The sequence below is a fragment of the Microcoleus sp. MON1_C5 genome (assembly GCF_036701875.1).
Lineage (GTDB): Bacteria > Cyanobacteriota > Cyanobacteriia > Cyanobacteriales > Microcoleaceae > Microcoleus.
On the sequence record NZ_JAUBRN010000012.1, the window covers coordinates 101,120 to 127,422 of the forward strand.

A 26,303-nucleotide genomic window follows, 5' to 3' on the forward strand; every position below is an offset into this window, starting at 1 on the left:
CCTTATTTCCAGTTGCCCGATCGTCCTGCATCCATTTTCCCTTTTCTAGTTCCCCCTCTCCTGTGCGCTATGAACATTTCTTACTCGTTGCGCTACCTGATTTTAGCTTTGTTTAAGGCGCTTTTAAGCTTGCTTCGAGCTCTCAAACGCAAATTTGGGGGTTTTTGGCTGTTTTGTCGGTGTTTGACTTGGGGTACGCTCAAGGAAGTCGGGGCGAAGGCGGGAGAGCAGCGTTTGCCGGGGCTGTCTGCGGAAATGGCCTACAATTCTATGCTGGCGCTGTTTCCGGGGCTGTTGGCCATGTTATCTGCGATCGCTCTCTTTGAACCTTTGCAGTCAACACTTTATCAACTCGCCCGTCTTTTGGGCGAAGTTATACCCGATGACGTGCGGAATTTGATTGCTGGCTTAATCAAAGAAATTCTCTTAACTCGGAGTAAAGGGCTGTTTTCAGTGAGCTTTTTTGGGGCGATTTGGATATTTTCTGGAGTAATGAGCGCCGCGATGGCTGCACTCGATCGCATCCATGAAATCCCGAGCGATCGAACTAGACCATTTTGGAAAGCCAAACTTATTTCTCTGGGGCTGAGTATCGGTACAATAGTGCTGTTAATTCTAGCATCGGGAGTAGTATTTGTCAGCGACTTAATTGTACAAGCTATTGCCCGCCAGAGTTGCCTGCTGGAGTCGGTCGCCAATTGCGATTTAAAAGATGTCCAAAATTGCTTGCTCCTCGCCGGCAATTGCCCTTTAGAGTCGCAACTGTTAGGTGCTTGGCGGCTGTGGCGGTGGCCGATTTCTTTGGGAATTGTATCACTGGCTTTTGCTTTTGTTTACCGCTACGGGCCTAGCCGCCGTCAACCAGATATTCCTATTTTTTCGGGAGCTGTTTTGGCTGCTATTTTGTGGGCGCTATTTTCAGCTTTATTTCGGTTTTATGTTTTGCATTTGGGCAATTTCACCTGGACTTTCGGCACAATCGGCAGTTTTATTGTGTTGCTGCTGTGGCTGGAGATTTCTTCTTTGGTGATGCTGATAGGCGCTCAGTTGAATGTGACAGTGGGAAAGGCTATGAAACAATCAAAATTAAAATAATTTGTTAATTTTGAATTGTTAATTGTTATTTGCCGGATGCTGGCTTACCTACGGAGTAAAGTGCTGAGAATGCCCGCAACAAAAGAAAGAAAAATCAGTATCCAAATGACACCACCGGGAATGAATGTCAAGAGGCCAACACCTCTGAGAATCCAAACTAGGAGGGTGAGGCCCAGGATAGTCAAAAAGATGCGGGTAGATAGTCGCATTTGAAATCTAGGAGAATTAGTCATGTTGAATGTTAAAGTTTTGTCTGGATCAATGATAGCTGCTTTGCTGGCGATCGGCAGTTACCTCACCTTAATTTCCACTCCCGGTTCCACTGTTGCGCTGAGGGCTACAAATGTGCTAGGAGAAGCGGCAAATGCTGCTCAAAAAACACCTTCTGCAAATTTAACAATTTCCGATCGCACAATTGGAGCGGCGAAGGTGGGGATGACTTTCGGACAATTGAAAAAGACTTTGGGTTCCACAGCACAGTTTAAGGTACAGTCTCCTTTTATGGTAGACTTTGATGCTGTGGCTGTCAGTCAGTCGGGAAAAGTGCAATATCGGATTATCTATGCTGCGGGTACAAAGCTAAAAGATACCGATGTCATTGAACTTTTGATGACTGACAATTCTAGTTATAAAACAGGTCAGGGCGTCGGGCCGGGAATGACTTTGAAACAAGCTGAGGCAATTTACGGCAAGGCGACTTTATCTTATAACGTGGATAATGAAATGAGAGAAGGGGTTGTATTCGCAAAGCAACCCACTAGAAACATTATGTTTGTTCCCAAGGCTGAAGGGAAACAATTTGCGGGAGTTTATGGCGCTGGTCAAGGGGGGTTTTATCAGACTAATAAGTATCAGCCGAATGCTGTGATTAAGTCTGTTATGGTGCGGCAGTAAGTTATCAATCCTGGACGAAAAACCCCGGTTTCTTAACGTAAACGAAAAAGATACGGGTAGATAGTCGCATTTGAAATCGGGGAGAATTAGCCATGTTGAATGTTAAAGTTTTGTCTGCTGGATCAATGATAGCTGTTTTGCTGGCGATCGGCTCTTATCTGGGAGCAATATCGAGTCCCAGTTCCGCTGTTGCGGGTGTGGCTACAAATGCGCTGGGAGAAGCGGTAAAGGCTGCTCAAAAAACACCTGCTGCAAGTTTAACAATTTCCGAGCGCGGAATTGGCGAGGCAAAGGTGGGGATGACTTTCGGAGAATTGAAAAAGGCTCTGGGTTCTACGGCACAGTTTAAGGAATCTCGTTTTATTGATGGCCTTGATGCTGTGGCTGTCAGCCAGTCGGGAAAAGTGCAATATTGGATTATTTATCCTGGTCGTACAAAGCTGAAAGATACGGATGTCATTGAAGATTTAATGACTGACAATCCCAATTATAAAACAGTTGAGGGTGTGGGGCCGGGAATGACCTTAAAACAAGCAGAGGCAATTTACGGCAAGGCTACTTTAGGTTATAACACGGACTATGAATCAATAGAAGGGATTGTCTTTGCCAACCAACCTAATAAAAAAATTAGCTTTGCTCCCAAGGCTGAAGGGAGGCAATATGCGGGGATTTACGGGGCTAGTCAAGGCAGTTTACATCGGACGAATAAGTATCAGCCGAACGCTGTAATTCGCAATGTGATGGTGCGGAAGTAAGTTAGTAGAGACAGCCTAACAGATAACTCGGCGATTGAAATCGCTTCTACAGAAACTCTCGTCCCAGCAGAGGGGGACTCAAGGAAGGAAGGCCGATCGCACTTATCAAAAAAAGTGCGATCGCAAATGTTTAGTTAACTGAAATCGGCGCGAAAATTACCATTTATAACGCGCTGGTGACGGGATTGGAAGGGCTGCCCAACGCCGATAAACGGTGACTGTCCCCACTGGAATCGAACACAACCTCAAACTTGACGTGAGGTATAGTTTGTCGCAAAAACTGAAAATGCCCGTCTGCATCTGAACAACTGCGGAAGCGGGCAACAATAATCCATTGCTGAGTGGGTAACAGACGGGCGATCGCCCAACAACACAAGCGTTGTTTGTATGTCATCATAGAATTTGTCTCCATTGAATGTTGGAGCCAGAGCCAGCCCGGAACCTTCCACAGTAAGGGGCTGGCTTTTGACTTGTTAGGGCTTGAGCCTTATATACACTAATAGCATAAGTTGATGTCATTGACATCAAATGACACAAAAAGAGATCAAAGGGTGTTGGAGTGTAAGATTGAAGACAATTGAAGTAAAACCATGCCTGCCAATGCCTTCACGAATGCGAGTCACAGTTACACTGCCAGAAGACGTTCATCAAGCCTTGTCCGAATGGGCCGAAGAAGAAGATAGAACGCTCGCAAACCTGCTTTCCCATGTGGCAGCTAAAGCAGTCAGAGAACGCCAAGAGCAGAAAAAAGATAAATCAGAAGGCGATCGCCCTTAAGCGATGGCCCCGGCGTAAGATGGACTGTGTTGAAATGTTTTGCAGTACAACGAAATGGCTTCACGGGGACGAGTTACCGCATACCTACCAGAAGAGTTTCAAAAAGCTCTCGAAGAATGGGCAGAAGAAGACAGCAGATCCGTTAGCAGTTTGGCAACGTACCTGCTGACTAAATCTGTTCGAGAACGCCAAGAACAGAAAAAAGATAAATCAGAAAGCGATCGCCCTTAAGAACGATCGCCCGCAATCCCATCCGCCTCCATCCGCCTCCATCCGCCTACATCTGCGGTCAAAAAAAGAACCATCGCCCCTCAAAAAAATAAGGTGGGCCGCAGCCCACCCTACTCAAATTATTTCGCAGTTACCAACTGTGCCGGCAGCCGCTTAAACGCCAACCTTTCATTCTCGATATCCACAAAAATGGTATCGCCGTCAGCAAAATCTCCCCGCAAAATACCCTTCGCCATTTGCGTTTCCAACTCGCGTTGAATTCCCCGCTTCAAAGGCCGCGCACCGTAAACCGGATCGTAACCAATTTCTGCTAAGAAGTCGATCGCAGATTCCGACAGCTTCAGAGACATCTTGCGATCGGCTAACCGTTTTTCCAAGCGCTTAACTTGCAACTGCACAATCTGCCGCAGTTCGGCCTTACTCAAACCGTGGAAGATAATCATCTCATCAATCCGGTTCAAGAATTCCGGCCGGAAAGTTCCCCGCATGGCTTCCATCACCCGACTCCGCATTTGTTCGTTATCTCCGGCCACATCTAAGATGTATTGAGAGCCAACATTCGATGTCATAATAATCACAGAATTCTTAAAGTCTACCGTGTGACCTTGAGCATCGGTAACGCGGCCGTCATCCAGAATTTGCAGCATGATGTTGAAAACATCCGGGTGCGCTTTCTCGATTTCATCGAATAGAATCACTGAGTAAGGACGGCGGCGCACAGCCTCAGTTAATTGTCCGCCTTCGTCGTAGCCAACGTATCCCGGAGGCGCACCAATTAACCGCGAAACCGCGTGTTTCTCCATGTATTCCGACATATCAATTCGCACGATCGCTTCTTCCGTGTCGAACAGATAAGAAGCTAATGCTTTGGCTAATTCGGTTTTGCCAACACCCGTGGGGCCGAGGAAGATAAAACTTGCAACCGGACGATTTGGATCGGCTAAACCTGCGCGCGATCGCTGAATTGCATCTGCAACCGCCGTCACCGCTTCATCCTGTCCGATTACCCGCTTGTGCAGTTCATCTTCCAAGTGCAGAAGTTTCTGCATTTCCGATTCAACCAACTTGCTGATCGGAATTCCCGTCCACTTAGAAATAATCTCGGCAATGTCGGATTCGGTGACTTCTTCCCGCAGTAGAGTTTGACCTGTGGTTTGAGTTGCTGTCAGTTGAGTTTCTGCTTCTTGCAGTTGTTTTTGCAACTGAGTTAACGTGCCGTATTTCAACTCAGCAGCGCGGTTCAGGTCATATTTTAATTCAGCTTGCTGAATTTCAATATTCACCTTATCAATCTGTTCTTTAATCTTTTGAATGCTGCCGATGACACCTTTTTCCGATTGCCACTGGGCATTCAAAGCGTTTTGCTGTTCCTTGAAGTTGGCTAAGTCTTTTTCCAGTCTTTCCAAGCGTTCTATCGAAGCAGAGTTACTTTCTTTTTGCAGGGACAGTCTTTCCATTTCTAGCTGCAAAATCCTGCGGTCGATTTCGTCTAGTTCTTCCGGCTTGGAGGTAATCTCCATTTTGAGTTTAGCGGCTGCTTCGTCCACCAAGTCAATGGCTTTGTCTGGCAGAAAGCGATCGCTAATATATCGAGTAGACAAAGTAGCCGCCGCCACTAGGGCGCTGTCAGAAATTTTCACGCCGTGGTGAACTTCGTAGCGTTCTTTCAAGCCCCGCAAAATCGAGACAGTATCTTCAACTGTCGGCTGGTCAACATAAACTTGTTGAAAACGGCGTTCTAGTGCCGCATCTTTTTCGAGGTACTTGCGGTATTCGTCGAGAGTTGTAGCGCCGATACAGCGCAATTCTCCCCTCGCTAACATGGGTTTAAGTAAGTTACCGGCATCCATCGAGCCTTGAGTTGCGCCGGCACCGACAACGGTGTGAATTTCATCAATAAATAAGATGACTTTGCCGTTACTATCCATCACTTCTTTGAGCACCGCTTTCAAGCGTTCTTCAAATTCTCCCCGGAATTTTGCGCCGGCAATTAACGCGCCCATATCTAAGCTAATTAATTGTCTGTCTTTGAGAGATTGCGGCACATCTCCGGTGATAATTCGCTGGGCGAGTCCTTCGGCGATCGCAGTTTTGCCGACTCCCGGTTCCCCAATCAATACCGGGTTATTCTTGGTGCGACGGCTCAAAATTTGAATCGTGCGGCGGATTTCGTCATCCCGTCCGATTACCGGATCGAGTTTGCCTTGACGCGCGGCTTCAGTCAAATCTCGGCCGTATTTTTCCAGCGCTTCGTATTTGCCTTCTGGATTTTGATCGGTCACTTTGTTCTTCCCCCGGACTTGGGTAATGATATCTTTGAGCTTGGCTTCATCTAGTTTAAATTCTTGTAGTAGGTTTTTGCCAAAACGATCGTCCTTAACGTAACCTAGTATCAAATGCTCGATCGAAATAAATTCATCGCCGTACTCTTTTCGGTAAGTTTCGGCGCGATCGAGCAAAGTGTCGAGAGAACGACCTAGATAAACGTTGCCGCCGCTTCCTGAGATTTTCGGCTGGCGGCTGATAAACTCATCAGTGCGATCGCGCAATTTTGCTACAGAAACTCCCGCTTTGTTAAATAAGCTGCTAGCGAGCCCCGATTCTTGTTCCAGCAAAGCTTTCATCAAATGTTCGCTTTCTAGCTGCTGCTGCTGACCTGCTTTGACGATTTCGGGGGTGCGGGCGAGGGCTTCCCAGGCTTTTTCTGTAAATTGGTTTGGATTATTCGGTTGCATAAATTTTAATTCCCTGAATAGAAAATGATGGCTGCTGTAGGGGCAATTGCTCGATCGCCCGTACAATTGTCATTTTAGGGAGTTGCGGAGGGGGGGCGGATCGGTGTTCCCCTATCTGTAGATAGGTATTTCCGTCCTTTGTCGCAGTCTCTGGCAGCCAAAAGCAAACTCTCGCCCCTAAAAGTTGCACTCTTGGATAAAAGCAACTCTCACATTAAAAATGCTTTCTAGTGCCACTTGAAAAAACTGCACATTCTTAAACAGTCTCTTGCGGAAAATGGAGAAATACTCATGTAAATAGGAGAGAGGACTTGAGAATCGTCACAGTCCTATAGCTAAACCCAAAGCGTTATTGTTTTACGCATCAATAACAGCCGCTATAACTCTCAGAACAGGACTATATAGCTATGAAAATTTTACCTTTAATTTCGTTAGGTATTATAGCAAGTGCCGCGATCGCAGTCGCCCCTGAAGCTTTGGCAAGTACCTGGCGTGCCGCACACCGGATGTCTGGTTTTTCCGCCGACAGCAATTACTACTTGTATCTAGAAAGTTCCAGAGATACAGGAGCGGGAATTCCCAAAGCAAAATTGCAAATTGTCCAAGTTGCTGCAAATTCCTGCATCAAAAATGGGTGTATCCAAACTCAATATGGCGAGCCAGACTCGAATAAAAGCACTAAAATGGCAGAAGATGACTTGCTTAAAAAAAGTTGGAATAGTAGGGAAAGTTTGAAGTTAACTCCTCCTCAAGGTGGAACTAAACTGAACATTATTTCTCGTACTCCCGGAGCCAATGGAAGCGAGACAGTCGCCGTCAAAGTCAATACAGCAAAGCCTTTACAAATTCGTCTGGAACAGCGGCAAAAAACGGCTTCTCCTGGCAAAGAAAGCGCGGCAATGCGTCTTGTAATTAATCATAACGGTCGGCAGCGTGTCCTCGGATCGCTGAACAATTTTCAAGATTGGGTGTTCTCTTATTCAATCCGAGAAGTTCGTTTGTCTCCGAACGGGCGCAATGTCGTTGTCCTGGTGGACAAGACAGAACGCACTTTTGAAGGAGTCTTGAAAACTACTGTTGTACAAGGCTTTGTTCTTTAGGCTTGCTATATTCCCAGGTCAAAACCTGGGAATTCTCAAAACTTACCCAGAACCCCTATATGTAAGGTACACGCGGCGCACCTACAGATAGAGTCTGTGCGTCACTCCCGATCGGGTTGTTAATTATTCTTTATTTTGATAATTAATATATCAATACATTTTAAAATTTCCCTCTTCCTTCCTCGCTCTTTCTTTTTCCTTGAATATCTGTCTCCTGACTATTGACGAATGCTCAATCATTAATCCGTGTATCCCTGTCAAAATCCCTATCTTGCCTGACTTTATGCCTGCATTACCACCCGTTCCGGGAGACTGACAATAAAAGTTGAACCTTTACCGTCTTCGCTTTCGACGCTAATTTCGCCGCCGAGAATTTGACACAAACGCTGGCTAATTGTCAATCCCAAACCCGTGCCTCCATACTTGCGGGTAGTCGAGGCATCAGCTTGAATAAAAGGTTTAAATATCTGCTCTAATTGCTCGTTTGTCATCCCAATGCCGGTGTCGCTGACTCTAAAAATTAACACTTGAGAACTGTAGTTTGAACCCGAGTAAAAATCATTATTTTTATTTTGTTTCGCCGGCCTTGATTTTTCAATTATAATTCTTTCGACGCCGATAGTAATGACGCCTTTTTCGGTAAATTTGGCAGCATTGCTGAGCAAATTGAGAAGAATTTGCCGCACTTTCGGTTGGTCGGCGTACATTGTGCCGAGTTCGCCTTTGGTTTTCAGTGCTAAAGCATTGCCTTTTTTCTCTACTAGCGGTTGAGCCGTAGTCATCACTTCTTCAATCATCGTCGCCACGTCGAAGTTTTCCAAATAAAGGGTGACGTGACCGGCTTCTATTTTGGAAATGTCGAGGATGTCGCTGATCATGTCGAGCAGGTGTTTGCCTGCGGTTTGAATTTTTTCTAAGTCGGGGAGAAAATCTTCGGAACCGGAATCTTGAGCATCTTCTTGCAGCATTTCGCTGTAGTTGATGATGGCATTGAGGGGGGTGCGGAGTTCGTGGCTCATGTTGGCGAGAAATGCACTTTTGGAGCGGTTGGCAGCTTCGGCGGCTACTTTTGCTTCGTGCAATTCTTCTGTGTATTCCGCTACTCTTTGGATCAGTTCGTTGAGGGAAATTGCTAGCATTCCCACTTCGTCGGAAGTAGTGACGGGTACTTGCAAATCAAAGTTCGATTCTTCTGTGACTCGCTGAGCGATGAGGGTGGTGGCTTCTAGGGAGCGAGCGATCGCCCCGCTGGTGTATGCTGCTAGAATTGCTGCGATCGCACCTGATATCAAGAGAGAGCCAACGAGAATGAGAGTTCCGAGTTTTTCGGCATTTTCGTAGGTTCTAAATGCCTCGTCTGCTTTCTCGCGAAATTGGCCGGCCAGTAGGGCTGAATCCTCGGAAAACTCTTTGAGTTTCAAAGCAGTTTCGCCCGCCACAAAATTGTTCAAATTCTGCCCCAATGCCTGCTGCTGCTTCGGATTCAAAGCAGATAATTTCGCAGTAGCCAACATTTTTTGTACTTGTTGAAAGTATGATTCTACGGTTTTGCCGTTGACTTGAGCGAACTGTTGAAGCTGTTGGTAGTCTTTGGCAATCTCGGGATTCTTCGTCTGCGACGGGGCTTGCAGTTGTTCGAGGATGCCGCTCATCTGAGCAACGCGAGTCAGGAATTCCGAGCGTTGGCGATCGAAAATTTGCGGTTTGGCCGTCAGACTCGCCAGCTCTTGCTGCTGAATTCTGACTTCCTGCACCGTGTTATTGAGGTTTGTCAGGATTTCCGCTTTCTCTCGGTCGATCGCTAGTTTTTCTCTAACTTGCTGTTTGTGATAGGATTCTACTCCCCGTCCCGCCACAGCACCTAAAACGGCAATACCAAGGACCAAGGCGTATCCGCAGCCGATTTTCTGCCTGATACCTAAGCGGCCCAACAGACTTTTCACGCCTATTTGAGGAGGGTTCTGCAGTTGATTTTTCAAAGCTAAGGTTAAAGACATGGGCAATGTACTCGTCACCTTTGAGAGGCACCATCTATATTCTAATTGATGCCTGCCTGAGGGTAAATAAAGTTCTGGCTTCAAGTCAGGTTTCGGCAGTTGTGGGGTCTTTGCAGGGTTCCACAGCTCGATCGGCTTGACACTTTGGAGGAGTTATGCGTAACAAGTTATAGCAGAAGGAATAAGGCTCTTCGGCTGCCTTCGGCTCCCTTTCCTTCGGCGATACGAGCGGGCAAGTCGCTCAGATTAAAAAAAGCAAGAAGGAAGAAGCAGTCAAAGACATGGTATCAGTCATTAAGAACGTACTCACCGTCGGGCGTGGTTGCGATATAAGTCGCGAGTTATAAGTTGCAAGTTATGAGTTAAATTTCTGATTGAAAACTCTACTCTACTCGCAACCCACAACTCTCTCGCTGTTCCCCTACTGGCAAAGTCGAAATTGTGCTATCTCAGCAGGAATTCTTGAAGCATTAGGTACGTTTGCAGAGGCAGGAACGAAGATTCCCAGGCCGTAACTGCAACCCTCTGCAGTCGTGCATTCGCCAGGTTTAGCACTGATTTGATATTCGCCTTGGGATGGGGGAGTAAAAGAGATTGACGCCAGTTCGCCTGTTTTTTGACTGACAGCGACTTCCTGACCGCTTGCATCCTTGAGAGCTAGGTTTAAATCCTGGCAATTTCCGTCGCAAGTGGCAACAAAAACATACTCCACATTAGGATGCAACGTCGCTCTAAAAGGAGATGAAACTTGCTTGCGAACCTGGCCCAGCAACGGCACAAATACTAATTTTTGACCGTTGCCTTTCCGCTGGTCAACTTCTGTTTTCAAGCGACAAATAACCGTTTTTTGGTTGTCGGTCAGTTCTTGAGCAATCGCATTTCCTACAATTGCAGTACCGAGGATCAGCGCAAGACCGGAAATAACCAGATGTTTGAAATTCATTGATGTCCCTTAAAGTTAATTTTGGGTGATTGCAATAGACCGCTTTTGTCAGCAGTCTATTAGTTTATCTGGAGCCTATCACATTTGTTGACTTTTCCGAAAAAACAGGTCGGAGAAAAGTGCGATCGAACTCAAGTCTGGTTTTAGATGAATCTGGCGTCAGCTATCGCCGAAACTCCACAGATTGCAGACCGTAGGAGCAGAACCTCGTCCTGATTGTATTGTACTAAATTAGGACGATCGCCCTCAGTATCTAGAAACCCGGTTTCTGGGCGGATGCCTCGCAGCTCAACCTACGATTTATAGTAGAGACCGGGTTTAACAAGACCTGAATCTGTCCAAGACTGTAAATCTCTGATACAGGTTCCCAGATTCCCTGTCAACAACATAATACAAATTTAAAAAAGTCTTGCTACCATCCTCAATCTTATACCAATTATTAAAATTCAAAGCGAACCGTAAGGACACGGCAATGCCGTGTCCCTACTCAAGATCCCTCCGTTAAATCCGTTAAATCCCTTCTACAATCCATTGCCTAACTTCCTTCTTCCGATCATTTATCACTGTTCCGAAATTTCCACGCAGGAACAAACTTAGAATCTCCCCAAACGCCGCGACGCTTTTTCTTAGCTTCGGCTTCCGCTTGTTCCAGAATACTTGCACTCGGACAGTTTTTCAAGTAAGGACGGTAAACCATTGCTAATCCTTCGCGGATCAAAACTTCTTGGGCAAATGTGCCGTTTGGCAAACGAACTTCGCTAACTTTGCGGCCGTAGCGGTCAGTATCGGTGACGGTCAAGACAACGCGACCCCCCCCTTTTTTGACGAGCTGCTGCATTCTTTGGTGCGCTAGATTTCCCCACTTAAATTGATTTTTTTTTGCTGCTGCTTTGCTATTTTTCTCAGCATTTGTGTGCGCGACTTCCGGTGCATCTACACAGGCAAAACGCACTTTTATATCTTTCCCGGCGCTATCGCTGGCGACAAGGGTGTCGCCGTCGCTGACTCGCTTGACAGCATAGTTGTTGGGCGCTAACTTTTGTGGACACCCGAATAGTAGCAATAGCAGAGCAACTGCACTTAAGGTTTTTATTGTTGGGAAAAGGGGGATTTTTGTTGGGTTCATATTTCTGTGTTTTATTTAGTTTCCATCCAATTTTGCCCAGCGTGGATGTCAACTATCAGCGGTACGCTAAGTGGCAGAGCATTTTCCATCGCAGTTCTAATTTTCGGTTGCAATTCTTCCCATTCATCGGGAGGTACTTCAAAGATTAATTCATCGTGAACTTGCAGCAGCAGCCGCGCCTGATAGTTTTGCAAAATTTTGTGTACTTCAATCATGGCAAGTTTAATGATATCAGCACTAGAGCCTTGAATGGGAGCGTTGGCTGCGGCCCGCAAAGATTGGGCGTCATCTCTGCTGACAGATTTAAGTCTATCCGAGTGAATGTCTTGGGGATTGCGGCCTTTTAAGTCGAGGAGGCTTTCGCTCTCGAATTTTAAATAGCGGCGGCGGCCTAGAATTGTGGTAACGTATCCGAGGGCGATCGCCTCTTTTTTTACTTTCTCCAAAAATTCAAAAACCTTAATGTAACGCTCGTTAAATCGCTTAATAAACTCTTTGCCGTCTGCTGAAGTTTTGCCCATCGAGCGCCCAAACTTAATCGCCCCCATACCGTAAATTACCCCAAAATTAATCGTTTTGCCAAACCGTCTTTCGTCTGGCGTTACTTCCTCTTTTTCAAACAGCAGTTGAGCTGTTACGGTATGCACATCTCGGTTATTTTGGTAAGCTTCAATTAACACAGGTTCTTGACTCAAGTGAGCCAAAATTCGCAGTTCAATTTGAGAATAGTCAGCCGACACCATCAGCCAACCTTCTTCCGGTAAAAAAGCCTTGCGAATTTGTCGCGAAAACTCGGTGCGGATGGGAATATTTTGTAAATTTGGATTGGAAGAAGAAAGCCTTCCCGTACCAGTTGCAGTTTGGTTGAAATCTGTATGCACTCGCCCGGTTTCTGCACGCACTAACTGTGGCAAAGCATCGACATAAGTTGATTTCAACTTGGATAATGTTCGGTGTTCTAATAAATCGTCTACAATCGGGTGGTCTCCTTGCAATTTATCCAAAACAGCGGCGTCTGTAGAGTATCCAGTCTTCGTTTTGCGAGACTTTTTCTGAAACTCATCCGGGATTTTTTCTAACAAGATTTCGCTGAGTTGTTTCGGGGAACCTAAATTAAACTTTCTCCCCGCTGCTTGATAAGTCTTTTCTTCTATTTCTTTTAAGCTCTTTTCTAGCTGTTGCGAGAGTTCTTGCAGGTAAGCTGAATCAATGCGAATTCCGCAGAATTCCATTTCTGCTAAAACTGGTTCTAGGGGCTGTTCTACTTCCAGCAGCAACTTGTGCAAAGACTTATCGGGAAAGTTATGTTCGTCAGCTTTATCTAATTCAGTTCTCAGTTTACCTACTAACTGAAATGTGGTGTGAACATCCATGCCGCAGTAGTCGGCTACTTCTCGAATGCTAATGTCAGCAATTGTTTTGTTTTTCGGCACTAATTCATTGTAAGTTTTGGCAACAATTTTTAAGTAGTGCCTTGACAATTCGCTGAGGCTGTGGCTGGTTTCGGGATTGAGTACGTAACTGGCTAGCATGGTGTCGAAGACGACTCCGGCTAGTTTGATTCCCTGACAGCGCAGGATCGATCGATCGAACTTAGCATTTTGCAGCGCCTTCGGATAATTCTCGCTTTCCAAAATCGGACGCAAAGCATTTAAAACGGTGGCTTTGTCCAAGTTTTTGCCCGTTTTATGTCCCGTGGGAATGTAAGCAACATCCTCTTCGCCTGTTCCCCAACAGCAGCCAATTCCGACTAATTCGGCGTCTCGCGGTTCGATGGCGGTGGTTTCGGTATCCCACGCCACGGGTGAGGCTTTGTCGGTGTAGGTTTGCAGCAGTTGGACTAATTCGTTTAACTGTTCGGTTGTTTGAATTATTCGGGGTTTAATTGGCAGTTTGTTTTCCTGCTGGGCGGCTAGGGTTTCTGCGGGACTAAAAAACCACAACGCATCGTCTTCTGAACTTTCAGAAGTTGCAGGTGACTTATCTATTGTGGGGTGGGCATCGGGTTCGCCCTTTTCTACTGTGGCTTCTACACTCTTTTCTACTGTGTCTTCTACGCCCTTTTCTACTACGGTTTCTTCAACACCGCCGAACCTTTTTTGAATTTGTTTAACTTTGCTTAAAAATGTCTTAAATTCTAATTTTTCCAGCATCGGGATCAAGGCTGCTTCATCAAAACCTTTGAGCTGGCAATTTTCTAAGTCTACTTCCAAGGGCACGTCTTGGACAATTGTCGCCATGCGTTGAGAATGATAAGCAGCTTCTTTGCCTTCTTCTAGCTTTTTCTTAGTTGCTCCTTTAATTTCGTCGATGGCTGCATAAATGCCGTCGAGGGAATTGTAAGCTTCCAGCAATTGCAGGGCGGTTTTGTCGCCGATGCCTTTAACTCCGGGGATGTTGTCGGATTTGTCGCCGCAGAGGGCTTTGTAATCTACTACTTGTTCTGGCAAAATGCCGAGTTTTTCTTTGACTGCTTCCGGGCCGTATTCTTGGGATTTGCCTTTGCCCGATCGCCTGAGTTCATCGGTACTCAAATACAATACCCCGATTTGTTTTTCGGTGTCTACTAATTGAAACAAATCTCGATCGCCCGTGAGGATTTTGACCTGATAACCGGCCGCGCTGGCTTTGTTTGCCAAAGTTCCCAAAACATCGTCCGCCTCAAAACCGGGAGCAGTTATTGCAGGTAAATTCAAATAGGTGAGCAATTCTTGCAGGTTTTTGATATCCGGCTTAAAATCTTCCGGTGTTTCGGCTCGACCGGCTTTGTAGGTGTCGTCTGCTTCGTGGCGAAATGTGGGTGTGGCGAGGTCAAAGGCGATCGCCATGTACTGGGGGTCGTGGGCCGCCATTACTTCCAGTAGCGACTTGAGAAAGCCAAAACAGACGCTGGTGGGAATGCCCGTCGTAGTTCGCAAACCCCCATCTCGACTTTTGGCAAAGGCGAAGTAGGAGCGAAAGGCCAGGGAGTGACCGTCAACTAAGATGAAGATGGGAGCTTGATTTGCCGACACAGACACAAATACCGATCGCACGAAAGGATTTTCTCATTGTACTCAGTTGTCAGTCGGCATTGATCGACCGGAAGGATGGCCGAGAGACTTGAGAACGGTTGACAGTTGATGGGGTCTCGGCTTACTGTGCAGCTTGGCTGAGAATAGTAGAAGATGTTAAGTGGGATTCCCTACCGGATAGCTTCGCTTCACGCGAATTTACAAACACCTGCAGATCGAAGCCTATGGCTGACATTAATCGATGCTACGAAATCCTCGAAATTGAGCCTGGAGCTTCCTTAGAAGAAATTAAGCGCGCTTACAGGGATTTAGCGTTTGTGTGGCATCCCGATCGGTTTGCCAACAATGACCGCCTGCAACAAAAAGCTCACCAAAGATTAACAGAAATTAATGAAGCTTACCAGCAGTTGGTGTTGTTTCTGAGTCAGCCTGAATCATCGGGGTCGATCGAAAAACAGTTTCCGCAGCCACCGCCGCCTGCGCCGGAAAAGCCGCTGAGAAGGCCTTCTCGAAAATCAGCCGCTAGGCCTGGTTCCCAGCGCAGTCAAACCCGCCCAAAAACCGCCTCCAAAAAATTTCAAACTCAAAAGAACTCTTCAAGCAAGAAACGATTTACCACTCACAGCCGTCAAGCGTGGCGGGGCAGAAAGCAACCAGGGCGAAGCGTTGCGAGGGAAGCACGGCCATCTCAACACTATCGAAAGCTTACCTCGAAAAGGAAAAAAGAATTTTCAACTCAATACTCAAAACCGCGAAGCGCGCCGAGGGAAGTGCGACCATCTCAACACTATTCAAGCTTCCCTTGGTGGCCGCTGGCAATCGCCGTGGCGAGTTACGCTTTGACCGGTTGGATTTTGACGAGATCAGCCGCCCCGCTGTGGATGTGGGCTTTAATTTGTGGTGCCGATTGGCTGTGGGCCGCGATTTTGCTGGCGGAGGGTTCGGCAACGCCTAGAGTGTGGCTGGCAGCGTTAGTTTTAGGTGGGGCGGTGGGGGGGTCGATCGCCGGTTTTCAGGCGGGAGGAATGGAAACAGGGGCTGCTTGGGGCGCCGTTGGGGCTGGTTTGGGGGCGATCGCCAGTTCCGAGGCCGAGTCGCGGGCTGTGGCTGCTGTTTTGGGTGTAGGGGGAGTGGTGACAGTGGTGGGATTGATGGCGGGAACAGATTCTGGGAATTGGGTTAAGGTGTTGGCGGCGGCCGTGTGTTGGGCGATTGTCGGCTTGACGTGCGGGCTGGCGGCGGAAGTAGGTGGGAATTCTGACGGCCCTGTCGGGCTCGGAGGTGCGATCGGGCTGGGGATTGGGGCGTGGGCTGGGGTGTGGGCTGGGGCGGGTTCGGGGGCGATCGTCCAAGCTTTCGCTATCGCCGGGTCTAAGACTGTTTATGGGGCTTGGGCTGCGATCGGCATTATTGCTGGAGTTGTGGCGCGGATGGTAGCTGCAGAAAGGTTGAGCCACAACGGCAGCGGGCTTTATACGTTTATCCTGTTGGTGGCTACTTCGGGTTTCGGGCTGTGGCTGGGACGGTTGGTTGGGCGAGCGGATCTTTTGAATTAATCATTAGTCATCAGTAATTAGGGAAAATTACCCATTATCCTATTTTATAGAAACTGCCAAGACGATTAGGAGTTTCTTGTTTGCTGAAACCTGAGTTTAAAGTTGCTGCTTCCTTCTTCCTGCAGCATAACTCCCAGCACTTATCGCTTTTCAGCAGCGCTTCAAACTCAGCCCTTGGCAAAGGCTGGCTGAAAAAATAACCTTGAATTTCGTCGCACTCGCGATCGCACAAAAAATCTAGTTCCTGCTCATTTTCTACCCCCTCAGCAACCACCCTCATGTTCATGCAGTGTGCCATTTGAATAATAGCTACTGTAATCGCTGCATTTTGGCGATCGTCTGCAATATCCCGAATAAAACTCTTGTCAATTTTTATCGCATCAAATGGAAAGCGTTTTGGATAACTCAAAGAAGAATATCCCGTCCCAAAATCATCAATTGCTATCCTAATCCCCAGATCCCTCCACACCGTAAAAGCTTTAGCTGCTGCTATTTCGTCTTGCAAAACCAGACTTTCCGTCAGTTCTAATTCCAAATACTTGGGATCGAGACCAGTTTCTGTTAATATCTCCCTGACTCTTTCCGTGAAATTTTTGCGCTCGAATTGACGGGCTGACACGTTAACTGCCACTCGCAGGGGCGGCAAACCTGCTCTTTGCCATGTTTGAGCTTGCCTGCAAGCAGTCTCTAATACCCATTCGCCCAACGGTGCAATCAAGCCCATTTCTTCAGCCATTGGAATAAATTCCCCCGGGGAAACTCGCCCCCGTTCTGGATGATTCCAGCGCACCAAAGCTTCAGCACCAATCATTTTACCTGTTTTAATTTCAATTTGCGGCTGATAGTATACTTCAAATTCTGAACTTTTTAAAGCATGGCGCAGGGAAGTTTCTTGAAGAAGTGTATTGATGAAATAACTGGCATTTTTGGCACTGTAAAAATGATAAGTGTTACCGCCTTCTAGCTGAGATTGATACATTGCTATATAAGCATTTTTTAGCATTTCATCTCCGTCGATGCCGTCCCCTGGATACAAGCAGATCCCCATACTAGCAGTGACATAGACTTCGCAATCTTTGACAATCATGCCTTGGGATACAATATCTAAAATGTTTTGAGCAATGTTAGCCACATCCTGTTTTTCTTCAACAGGTTTGAAAATCAGCGCAAATTCGGCAGCTTCCAAGCGAGCAACAATATCAATGTTTTCCATGCAGTTACTTAGCCGCTGGGCGATGGTACAAAGCACAGAGTCGCCGATATCGTGTCCCAAGGTACTGTTAATGCGGTTGATTTTATCTAAGCTAAGCGTGACAAGCGGAACGACTCCTGACAATTCTTTTTGACCATCTAATATTCGGCTTAACTTTTCTCGCAACAATGAACGATTCGGCAGATTGGTCAAGCTGTCATACTGATGTCGGTAGAGGGCCAGTTGAATAGTTGTGTGCAAGTTTTTTTCTTCAAATGGCTTGACAATATAGCCGAAGGGTTTTGTACTATTGACTCGTCGCAAAGTATTTTCATCGGCATAAGCTGTCAGATAAACTACTGGAATTTGAAATCGCGAACGAATTTCTTCGGCTGCTGTAATACCGTCTATTTCTCCTTGCAAGTTAACATCCATCAAAACTAAATCTGGTCGGAATTTGGCTGCCGATTCAATCGCTTCTTCTCCCGAATAGACCATACCAGTTATTCTATATCCTAGAGAGATTAAACTGTCGGAAATGTCTTCCGCAACGATGCTCTCGTCTTCAACTATCAGAATTTTTTTGTTAGACACTAAATTCTCTCCTATGAGTGTATTTGGGTTGGGGAAAGGTTATTTTAAAATTCGTGCCAGCAGTGTCTAAGAGCTCTATTTTGCCCCGAATTTGCTTGACTAAAGACCCGACCAGTCGCAAACCCAAAGTTCGGGCTTTTCGATAATCTAAGTCTTGAGGAAAACCAATTCCGCTGTCGCTCACGCTTAGGACGAAAAATAGGTTTTTATTTAAAGAAAAATCTATGTTGATTTTACCTTTTATTTGTCCTTTAAAAGCATATTTAAGGGCATTTGTCACAAGTTCGTTAATAATTAAGCCGCAAGGAACTGCCGTATCAATATTGAGAAAACACGGCATAATATTTGTTTCTAAATTAACGCATTCTGCATGAGTTTCATAAGCTTGGAATAAATTGTGGGCGAGATTTTGGATATATTCAGCAAAGTCAATTTTTGACAAGTCTTTGGATTGATACAATTGTTCGTGAACCAGAGCCATTGAGCTGACTCGGTTTTGGCTTTCTTTTAACATTTCGCTAACGGGGCTGTCTTGGATGTAGCGGGACTGAAGTTTGAGCAAACTGGAAATAACTTGGAGGTTGTTTTTGACGCGGTGGTGAATTTCTTTGAGTAGAACTTCTTTTTCTGCAAGGGATGCTTTGATGCCATCCTCGTCGCGCTTGCGATCTGTAATGTCCCGCACTACTGCTTGAATTACTTTTTTCCCGTTAATTTCCATTGCATTTAACAGCACTTCAGCGGGAAATTCTGAACCGTCTAACCGTTTGTGTAACCAGTCAAAGCGACAGCTACCTGTTTTCATTGCTGTCGATATTCTCTGTGCTGCTAGACTGGATGAGTCTTGTCCACTCGGCTGAAATTGCGGCGAAAATTGGCTTAATTTTTTACCGTAAAACTGCTCTTTATTACTGCACCCAAAGAGGGTTAGGGTGGCGTGGTTGCAGTCAAAAACTTCGTCTTCTTCCAGTAGCATTACTGCGTCGCTGGTGGCTTCGTAAAGGCTGCGGAATTTGCGTTCCGACTCTTGCAAAGAAGCGATTAATTGGGTTTTTTGAGCTTCGGCGCATTTGCGGTCGGTAATGTCTATCCCTACTGAAACTGCTGCGGTTCCCTGATGATATTTCTGAGCTACTATCAAATAGTTGCGGACGGAACCGTTAATTTCTATTTCTATTTCTTGCCAGGTTTGCTGAGATGAACTGTTAAAAAAGTTTCGGATCAGTTCTCCAAAAGTCGAGCCTTTGTCGAGAAAGTTGATTTCTTGACCTACAAAGGTTTCAGGAGACAGGTTGAACGAGGTTGCTAAGTGCTGGTTGACTCCAATATACCGCAAATCTGAACTGATCCAAGAAATCAGTCCGGGCACGGCATCCAACACGGCCCGAAGTTGGTCTGTAGCTTCTTGGAGTGCTTCTTCCGATCGCTTGCGATCGCTAATATCTGTCGCCGTTCCGCACAAGCCTAAAATAGCGCCGTTTTCCGCTTGGTTGACGATGCTGTTGACGCGCAGGTAGACGGGAGTACCGTCTTTGCGAATGTGTACTGTTTCGTAAGGAGAATTAGCGATTTGTGACTGAATTTTAGTTCTCGCTAAAAGTTGTGCACATATTTCTATTGGTCTAGTTTTTTGCTCGGGAACTAAAAAATCGGTGAAGCTGCGTCCGATCATTTCTGGCGGTTCGTAACCGTAGATGCGTTTGGCGGCGGAATTGACAAAAGTCAAGAAACCTTCAATATCGATCGACCAAATCAATTCTTCGGAAGTTTCGAGGAGGTTGCGGTACTTTTTTTCGCTTTCGGCAAGTGCTGCATTGAAGACTGCCGTCTGCTGCTGAAGTCTCTCTTCTAATTCTTGATTTGCCGTTTCCAGAGTTGCGCTCGACTGCTCGCGCTCGGTAATTTCTGTAGAAACACCGACTGCCCCAACCACTTCGCCGTTTCCATCTCGCAGCGCTGCCGATCTAATTTCGTGAATAAAATGCCTCTCTCGGACGTTCCAAGTACGATCGTTTCCTGCTAATACCTCGGCAATATTTTCTAAGATATCTGGCTGGCTGCTGTAAACTTCAAAAATCGATAGCCCGACAGTTGCACCTGGTTTGAGTCCCAAATTTTCTAATCCTTTCCCTGCTGCAAGGGTTAACTTGCCTTCTCTGTCGGTTGCCCACAGGAAAATTGGGGCACAACTGACAGCGGCGTGAAGGGTTTCGTTGGCTTGTTTGAGCCGATCGATTTCTGCGTGAAGCAGATCCTGGGTGGTGTTTAATTCTACCGTTAGTCGATCGGCTTTTTGCTGCCAACTGGCAGCAGTATCGCACATTTCTGCGAAATCGCGGGAACGACAGATGGATTGGTTGCAGTGTGACATGGTTACTCTAGGGCGCACTGTATATTTAACCCCAGCCTATCTTTTAAGCATAAACTTTTTAAGTGAAATATTACAATTAGCAGGAATACTCATCCGACCAAGATGCGATAATATTAAAGGTACTTTAAAGGATTCAGAAATTGCGGCTCGCTCAGGCCTTTGGGCGAGAGTTTACAAATTTATAGTAAGCTGAATAATGCCTCCCCGTCGGTATTTTTACGGTAAGTATTTGTATTAGTGCAAAAACAAGTTCCGCCATCCTCGGCTTGCACAAGAACTGGGATTGTAAATTTATTATATTTGTTTGCGTAGATTCACGCACCGAGGAATCTGGAATCTGGAATTTGTAAATATAGCCAGCCCCTGAATGGTTAGGAGGTACTTAATTTGTGAAAATCATGAGGTCGATGCCCTCTTCTTTCTGCCTTCTGCCTTCTGCCCTATTCCCTATTCCCTATTTCTTGCATCCGCTACATCCGTTACAGAATCCGTTGCCGAACTTCCTTCTTTCTTCAATTAACTCCCCAAATTTTGACAGTTTTGTCTATACTGCCGCTGATAATAGTTTCACCATCGCTGCTAAAAGTAAGACAAGTAACAGAGTTTTGATGTCCGCTGAGAGTGTGAATATTTTCGCCGGTACTGGCATTCCAAAATTTGATATTACCATCGGCACTAGCAGTGACAACAGTGCCTCCGTCGGGACTAAAGAGGATCGCATTTATGGAGTTAAAATGCCCGGCCAAAGTGATTGAAGTATCTGGATTCGATAGCTGTCGCAGTTGAATGTTTCTGTCCCAGCCACCAGTAGCCAAAGTCTGCCCGTCTGGACTGAAACCCAGACAATTCGCATAACCCTTAATTGTTTGGGAGCACTCTCTGCTGCGGAGGTTCCACAGTTTAATTGTACCGTCAGAACTGCTGCTAGCGAGAGTTTGTGCGATCGGGCTAAAAGCAAGACTAACAATTCCTGCTTTATGAGATCCCCAAGTTAAAAGATTGCCAAAGGTACAGATTAACTTTCCCGTTTCTAAATTCCAAATTTTGATAGTAGTATCTGCCGAACCGCTGGCGATAACTTGACTGTCGGGACTGATGACAATTGCGCTAATTTCCGCTTCATGTCCGAGGGAAGTATGCCGCAATTCTCCTTCCTGCCAAATTTCGACCGCGCGGTGTTTTGGAGTATTTCTGCTCCTCACAAAAACTTCGCTTTCTTGGCAAAGCACAAAAGTTTCTTGAGCGCGGGCATACTTGTCAACAGTATAGAGTATTTCTCCTGTCTCTACATCGCAAATTCTAATTATTTTCCCGTGCAAACTCGCCGTGTTATATCCTCCGGGACTAATCGCAACATTTGTCCCAGTTTTGACCGTGCGGATGCAGTCAAAAAGCTTGTAAGGCACGAAGTCTTTTAAACCTTGGCGCACTAGAGGTTCTGTCCTCGGTCGCAAAATTAAATAAGCAACTCGCTGCACTTCTGCTGCGGGGTCAAGCAGCGCCTCAATTGCTAAATTTAAACCAGCGCCTCCGTATTTAGGAGCATCTTTAACGGCGGCAATCCGCGACTCGATACTAGGGCTGTTGAAGCGCTGCTTGACCCCGGCAATGCCTCCCAAAACAGCGCCGGCGATCGGGATTTGACTTTGACCGCCGAGGACGGCATCATATTCTCTAGGTTGGTTAGGATTGTCGGCCATCATATCATTTTAGATTTTAGATTTTGGATTTTAGATTGGGGATTTTAGATTGAAGAATTGGATGAGTAAAAAAATCGAACTCCCGCACGGATAAATCGGGGCAATTGTTATCGGATACTCTGTTGTGATTTTCTGAACATATGAATCCGGGGGCTTGTAACCGGGCTGCTTTCGCTGACGTTCAAACCGCGTTTAAGATCGCAAATTCTAACTTGTTGACTGTTGCTGTTTATGCTATTATAATCAAATCAGCGTTTTACACAAAAATCCGAAAGTGATATGTCACACTTCACAACTATCAAGGTTCAGATCAAGAACGGCGAACTGCTGCATCAAGTGTTGGAAGAGTTGGGTTATCAAGTAGAGTGCAATGTGCAGGTGCGGGGTTATCGGGGCGACAAAACTAATGCCGAGTACGTGATTCGGCAATCCAATGGTTACGATTTGGGTTTTCGCCGCAACGGAGAGGATTACGAATTGGTAGCGGATTTTTGGGGCGCTCGAATTAACCAGCAGGAATTTGTCAATTCAATTAGTCAAAAATACGCGCGCAAAAGTTTGATGGCGGCGGTGCAGTCAGAGGGTTTTCATGTTGAAGAAGAGGAAACTTTGGCAGATGGAACGCTCAGAGTTGTAGTGGGTAGATGGGTTTAAAACTCGCCCTGGAGTAACTCGTTTTTACCTATCAAGAGGAATCACCATGTGGCGATCGGCGATCGTACTAATCATCCTCGCGCTTGTAGTTGGCATTGTTGGCGCGATCGCCCTTGGATCATACCGCTGGCATCTGGGTACAAAGGAACTGCGAGCCAATCTGGAAGCTGCACGCTTGCCGATTAAACCTCTCACATTTGATGCGCGGGAAATCGCCGATTTACCCCAGCCAGTGCAGCGCTACTTTCGCGCGGTGCTCAAGGATGGACAACCGCTAATTGCAGCAGCCCGGGTTTCCCACGAAGGCACGTTTAACATGAGCGAAACCGCAGAAAAATGGAGCGCCTTCACCTCAACTCAACTGGTAATTACTCAGCGCCCTGGCTTTGACTGGGACGGGCAAATTGCCATGATGCCCGGTATCAATGCGTTTGTTCATGATGCCTACATTTCTGGGGAAGGCATCCTCCATGCAGCGCTGCTGGGCCTGGTGACTCTGGCGGATATGCGGGGCACTCCAGAAGCTGCACAAGGGGAACTGATGCGCTTTTTCGCGGAGGCTGCTTGGTATCCGACGAGACTGCTGCCGAGTCAAGGTGTTCGCTGGGAGGCGATCGACAATTCTTCTGCCAGAGCAACGCTACAGGATGGCGACACCGCTGTTTCCCTGGATTTCCGCTTTGATGAAGCAGGGCTAATCGCCAGTATCCGCGCCGAGGCCCGCGCCCGTACAGTTAACGGGGGGCTGCTGTTTGCGCCCTGGCAAGGCCGTTTCTGGGACTACGAGTTGCGAGACGGTATGCGGATTCCGCTCTCCGGTGAGGTGGCGTGGCAACTGTCTGATGGCTCGCTATTGCCCTACTGGCGCGGCCGCATCACGAATATTGCCTATGAGTTGGCGCGATGATTCTAGTTTGTGTTGTAGGGTGCGTCTGAGTCTGAGATTTTCTCCCCTATTTCATGGGAACAATCTGATCATTAGAGTACACAGGTAAACGGGTATTAGCAAAAAAAGTTAATTATCCATGAACCTTACACAGTTCAAGACAGCAGTAAGGGAACTTCCAGAAAATGAACTCGCAGAGTTTCTCGAATGGCTTGATGAGTTCCAAAAAGCTCTCGCCGCTCGCCAGTGGATCGATTCTGTACGAGTTAAGATAGATGCTGCTGTTGCCATGTCCGAACATACTCCACCGATTGACGGCGAAACCTTTATTGCAGGGATTTTGGAGAATCCAAGTCCACCTGCTTAACCTGCTCTAAAGGTATATGTAGCGCTTCTGCAATTTGCTCGTCGCTCAAGCCAAACTGCCGTAATTTATCAATTGTTTCAATCTTAGTTTGATTTTTGCTTTCCTCCTGCAAGTCGGGAATTTCCGGCTGACTTTTATCTGGGGTAGGAGTAGAAGGATTAGGACAATTGTTAATGTAGCTAATTTTGTTACTATTTTTAAAAGTATTTTTATTACCAAGATTTATATTATGATTTATTTGCCTTTCTATAACGGATTCAAGATTACTTTTTTTAACTTGTTCGCCAAACACTTCAGATAACATTTGCAAAAGCTCGTAACTGGCTTTTTTAACGTGCTGGGAGCTATAACCATAAGTTTCTGCAACGTCAGCATATCTTTGACGATTCAGTATGCCTGCGATAATCCTCCGCTGCAAGTTATTTAGACGTTTACCTGTGTTGGTATAGACAGCTTCATCGACAAATTGCAAGATCTGAGGACTGTCCATAGGTGGGATGGTGAGATAGGTATGGTTACTATACCAAACTTTTTCCCACTTTTTCCAACTTTTTGGGCCTCGCATCCGAATTTTAGGAAGTTCCCACTTTTTCCAACTTTTTTCCCTTTACATTTTTTGTGCGATCGGTCTAGGATGGAAAAAAAATTAGGAGGTGATTTATGGGAAGAGATCGAGTTTGGCCAAGAACTTGGAATACTTACTCTGAATTGCCTGGGTATCAAGTTAAGTTTAACGTTGATACATCATCAGGTCTTGTAATAGGCTTCCTTGTAGCACCTGCCAGTGAGTCGCGTCCAGATGACAACCATGTTCATTATTGGTATAATAACCAATCACGGCAATCTGGCTACCAAATGAAGAGTGGAGGTAGCCATTTTGCTTCGAGTTTTTCTGATTATGTGATCGAGGATATAGGGCAAAAACTGCCTGATCTCTTGATGAAATAGATGGCAGGAGATATATACTGTTTAGATATAGTATATGGGGGTAAAACCCCTGACAAGTGGTTCGTTTAGGCGTTGACTTTTTCAGAACGGTGAAAGGCATTTATTCAGATGTCTACAAAGGGAAGATAGCAGGGCGTATAACTGTTTACATCTGAGTTTTACTTAACAACATTAGCAATAAATATTAAACACTGAAACCTCATGGCTGATCCACTTGCCTTAGCGAAAATCGGACCTAATGCCGACCTGCAAAAGGCCGACCTGCGTGATGCCGACCTGCGTGAGGCCAACCTGAGCGGTGCCGACCTGCGTGGTGCCAACCTGCATCATGCCAAACTGAATGGTGCCGACCTGCGTGATGCCAAACTGAATGGTGCCGACCTAACTATGGCAAAACTGGATGGTGCAAACCTGAGTAGTGCCAATCTTAGTAAGGCCAACCTGCACCTTGCCTACCTGCAACATAGCAACCTGCAAAATGCCAACCTGCAAAATGCCAACCTGGGTGATGCCTACTTGCCTAGTGCCGACCTGCGTAGTGCCGACCTGCGTAGTGCCAACCTGAGTCAGGCCGAGCTGCCTAATGCCGACCTGCGCGGTGCCGACCTGCGTGATGCCAACCTGAGTAAAACCGACTTTACTTCTGCCGACCTGAGTTATGCCGACCTGCGTGGTACTAATCTAGAAGATGCCGATCTGGAGTGGGCCAACCTGCAATTTGCCAAAAGGTAGGGTTTGGGCATGAGTTTCGCGATCGCATGATTCGGGACTACTTCCTGTTTACGTCTGCCTTGGCGATTGCTATAAATTAATGGTGTAGTTGTAAGTGCTTCAAGCTGTTGAATGTGTGACTAATGTTCAAAGCTCGCCCTAACCAAAAAACCAAAGGGCGATCGCGTTTCTGATTCGTTGCTCATCACGATCGAATCACGTTGACAACAAACCTTTTCCTATAATCTCTCGAATTTCTGTAATAAACTCTGCTGGAGTTTGAATGCTCAACCCGCTTTGTGCAGCAACTTCAGCCGTAAAATCTTTGGTATTTAAGCTCAAGAGGCGATCGACATTTGCCAGAACAGCCGCCGCTAAAATCGGGGTATCTTTAGCTTCAATAATAGCCGCCCACCGCGATGATTCTTCTAGTGAAGGATCGGGTTAAATTTCGGGGTTAATAGTAGCTAGCAACTCTGTAAAAATTGGCAAAGCAGCAGGTATTTTTTTACGTAAATTGCGATCGCATTCCTGCAAAACTTGCTCAGATACAACCAACTTGAAAAGACCTATTTCTGCCCAGGGCTATTTCATTCTAAACAAGTCTTTGAGGATGTTAAAATTAAAGCCAGCAAGACGTTGAGCTTGAGCCATGTT

General features: G+C 46.3%; 23 protein-coding genes. 13 read left to right on the forward strand and 10 right to left on the reverse strand.

Translation table 11 applies throughout. The features are described from left to right. The first annotated feature begins 69 nt into the window (after positions 1-69). The 3 genes from QUA71_RS08765 to QUA71_RS08775 all read left to right on the forward strand — a co-directional run bounded on the left by QUA71_RS08765 (position 70) and on the right by QUA71_RS08775 (position 2,744). Positions 70-1,095 (forward strand): YihY/virulence factor BrkB family protein, encoded by a 1,026-nt coding sequence (locus QUA71_RS08765; protein ID WP_333284099.1) that lies wholly within the window; start codon positions 70-72, stop codon positions 1,093-1,095. A gap of 231 nt (positions 1,096-1,326) precedes the next feature. Beyond that, positions 1,327-1,989, forward strand: a complete 663-nt coding sequence (locus tag QUA71_RS08770) for a hypothetical protein (protein WP_333284101.1) — start codon at positions 1,327-1,329, stop codon at positions 1,987-1,989. A 92-nt stretch (positions 1,990-2,081) separates the two neighbouring features. Beyond that, a complete protein-coding gene (locus QUA71_RS08775) occupies positions 2,082-2,744 on the forward strand; it encodes a hypothetical protein (RefSeq protein ID WP_333284103.1) in 663 nt (220 codons plus the stop codon). A gap of 163 nt (positions 2,745-2,907) precedes the next feature. On the opposite strand, the gene QUA71_RS08780 is transcribed toward QUA71_RS08775, so the two are convergent. After that, positions 2,908-3,141 (reverse strand): hypothetical protein, encoded by a 234-nt coding sequence (locus QUA71_RS08780; protein ID WP_333284105.1) that lies wholly within the window; start codon positions 3,139-3,141, stop codon positions 2,908-2,910. 131 nt (positions 3,142-3,272) lie between these two features. On the opposite strand from QUA71_RS08780, the gene QUA71_RS08785 reads away from it, so the two are divergent. Both QUA71_RS08785 and QUA71_RS08790 read left to right on the forward strand, forming a co-directional pair. Next, positions 3,273-3,521 (forward strand): ribbon-helix-helix domain-containing protein, encoded by a 249-nt coding sequence (locus tag QUA71_RS08785; protein ID WP_333284107.1) that lies wholly within the window; start codon positions 3,273-3,275, stop codon positions 3,519-3,521. 39 nt (positions 3,522-3,560) lie between these two features. Beyond that, the gene (locus QUA71_RS08790) at positions 3,561-3,752 is read left to right on the forward strand and encodes a ribbon-helix-helix domain-containing protein (protein ID WP_333284109.1); all 192 of its coding nucleotides are present in this window, start codon (positions 3,561-3,563) and stop codon (positions 3,750-3,752) included. Between the two features lie 119 nt (positions 3,753-3,871). Here the strand turns inward: QUA71_RS08790 and clpB are convergent, their stop codons facing one another. Continuing rightward, on the reverse strand, positions 3,872-6,487 hold the full coding sequence (clpB, locus tag QUA71_RS08795; RefSeq protein ID WP_333284111.1) for an ATP-dependent chaperone ClpB: 2,616 nt from the start codon (positions 6,485-6,487) through the stop codon (positions 3,872-3,874). Between the two features lie 407 nt (positions 6,488-6,894). Between clpB and QUA71_RS08800 the strand changes: the two genes are divergently transcribed. Beyond that, the gene (locus QUA71_RS08800; protein WP_190662894.1) at positions 6,895-7,587 is read left to right on the forward strand and encodes a DUF2259 domain-containing protein; all 693 of its coding nucleotides are present in this window, start codon (positions 6,895-6,897) and stop codon (positions 7,585-7,587) included. Between the two features lie 281 nt (positions 7,588-7,868). Here QUA71_RS08800 and QUA71_RS08805 read toward each other — a convergent pair whose 3' ends face one another. The 4 genes from QUA71_RS08805 to polA all read right to left on the reverse strand — a co-directional run bounded on the left by QUA71_RS08805 (position 7,869) and on the right by polA (position 14,688). Next, on the reverse strand, positions 7,869-9,584 hold the full coding sequence (locus QUA71_RS08805; RefSeq protein ID WP_333284115.1) for an ATP-binding protein: 1,716 nt from the start codon (positions 9,582-9,584) through the stop codon (positions 7,869-7,871). Positions 9,585-10,005: 421 nt separating this feature from the next. Continuing rightward, positions 10,006-10,527 (reverse strand): hypothetical protein, encoded by a 522-nt coding sequence (locus QUA71_RS08810; protein WP_190662892.1) that lies wholly within the window; start codon positions 10,525-10,527, stop codon positions 10,006-10,008. 553 nt (positions 10,528-11,080) lie between these two features. Next, positions 11,081-11,653: a thermonuclease family protein gene (locus QUA71_RS08815; protein WP_333284117.1), complete on the reverse strand. Its 573-nt coding sequence runs from the start codon at positions 11,651-11,653 to the stop codon at positions 11,081-11,083. An 11-nt stretch (positions 11,654-11,664) separates the two neighbouring features. Beyond that, the gene (gene polA / locus QUA71_RS08820; RefSeq protein ID WP_333284119.1) at positions 11,665-14,688 is read right to left on the reverse strand and encodes a DNA polymerase I; all 3,024 of its coding nucleotides are present in this window, start codon (positions 14,686-14,688) and stop codon (positions 11,665-11,667) included. Between the two features lie 203 nt (positions 14,689-14,891). Here polA and QUA71_RS08825 point away from each other — a divergent pair, with 203 nt between their 5' ends. Beyond that, on the forward strand, positions 14,892-16,223 hold the full coding sequence (locus QUA71_RS08825; protein WP_333284121.1) for a J domain-containing protein: 1,332 nt from the start codon (positions 14,892-14,894) through the stop codon (positions 16,221-16,223). A gap of 34 nt (positions 16,224-16,257) precedes the next feature. Here the strand turns inward: QUA71_RS08825 and QUA71_RS08830 are convergent, their stop codons facing one another. The 3 genes from QUA71_RS08830 to QUA71_RS08840 all read right to left on the reverse strand — a co-directional run bounded on the left by QUA71_RS08830 (position 16,258) and on the right by QUA71_RS08840 (position 22,083). Continuing rightward, positions 16,258-18,009, reverse strand: coding sequence for an EAL domain-containing protein (locus QUA71_RS08830; RefSeq protein ID WP_333284123.1), 1,752 nt, complete (start codon positions 18,007-18,009; stop codon positions 16,258-16,260). Further along, the gene (locus tag QUA71_RS08835; protein WP_333284125.1) at positions 18,002-20,380 is read right to left on the reverse strand and encodes a PAS domain S-box protein; all 2,379 of its coding nucleotides are present in this window, start codon (positions 20,378-20,380) and stop codon (positions 18,002-18,004) included. The genes QUA71_RS08830 and QUA71_RS08835 overlap by 8 nt, the downstream gene beginning before the upstream one ends. A 512-nt stretch (positions 20,381-20,892) precedes the next feature. Then, positions 20,893-22,083 (reverse strand): WD40 repeat domain-containing protein, encoded by a 1,191-nt coding sequence (locus tag QUA71_RS08840; RefSeq protein ID WP_333284127.1) that lies wholly within the window; start codon positions 22,081-22,083, stop codon positions 20,893-20,895. A gap of 276 nt (positions 22,084-22,359) precedes the next feature. Between QUA71_RS08840 and QUA71_RS08845 the strand changes: the two genes are divergently transcribed. The 3 genes from QUA71_RS08845 to QUA71_RS08855 all read left to right on the forward strand — a co-directional run bounded on the left by QUA71_RS08845 (position 22,360) and on the right by QUA71_RS08855 (position 23,987). Next, on the forward strand, positions 22,360-22,734 hold the full coding sequence (locus QUA71_RS08845) for a DUF1257 domain-containing protein (RefSeq protein ID WP_333284129.1): 375 nt from the start codon (positions 22,360-22,362) through the stop codon (positions 22,732-22,734). Positions 22,735-22,780: 46 nt separating this feature from the next. Next, positions 22,781-23,641: a DUF6920 family protein gene (locus QUA71_RS08850; protein ID WP_333284131.1), complete on the forward strand. Its 861-nt coding sequence runs from the start codon at positions 22,781-22,783 to the stop codon at positions 23,639-23,641. Between the two features lie 118 nt (positions 23,642-23,759). Beyond that, entirely contained in the window at positions 23,760-23,987 is a 228-nt protein-coding gene (locus QUA71_RS08855; RefSeq protein ID WP_333284133.1) for a hypothetical protein, read from the forward strand. Here the strand turns inward: QUA71_RS08855 and QUA71_RS08860 are convergent. Next, positions 23,947-24,477, reverse strand: coding sequence for a hypothetical protein (locus QUA71_RS08860; protein ID WP_333284145.1), 531 nt, complete (start codon positions 24,475-24,477; stop codon positions 23,947-23,949). The two genes, QUA71_RS08855 and QUA71_RS08860, sit on opposite strands and share 41 nt — an antisense overlap. A gap of 170 nt (positions 24,478-24,647) precedes the next feature. On the opposite strand from QUA71_RS08860, the gene QUA71_RS08865 reads away from it, so the two are divergent. From QUA71_RS08865 to QUA71_RS08875, 3 genes are all read left to right on the forward strand, one after another. Then, positions 24,648-24,935, forward strand: coding sequence for a hypothetical protein (locus QUA71_RS08865; protein WP_333284135.1), 288 nt, complete (start codon positions 24,648-24,650; stop codon positions 24,933-24,935). Between the two features lie 201 nt (positions 24,936-25,136). Next, the gene (locus QUA71_RS08870) at positions 25,137-25,667 is read left to right on the forward strand and encodes a pentapeptide repeat-containing protein (RefSeq protein WP_333284137.1); all 531 of its coding nucleotides are present in this window, start codon (positions 25,137-25,139) and stop codon (positions 25,665-25,667) included. 262 nt (positions 25,668-25,929) lie between these two features. Then, a complete protein-coding gene (locus tag QUA71_RS08875) occupies positions 25,930-26,094 on the forward strand; it encodes a hypothetical protein (RefSeq protein ID WP_333284139.1) in 165 nt (54 codons plus the stop codon). Positions 26,095-26,303 lie beyond the last annotated feature (209 nt).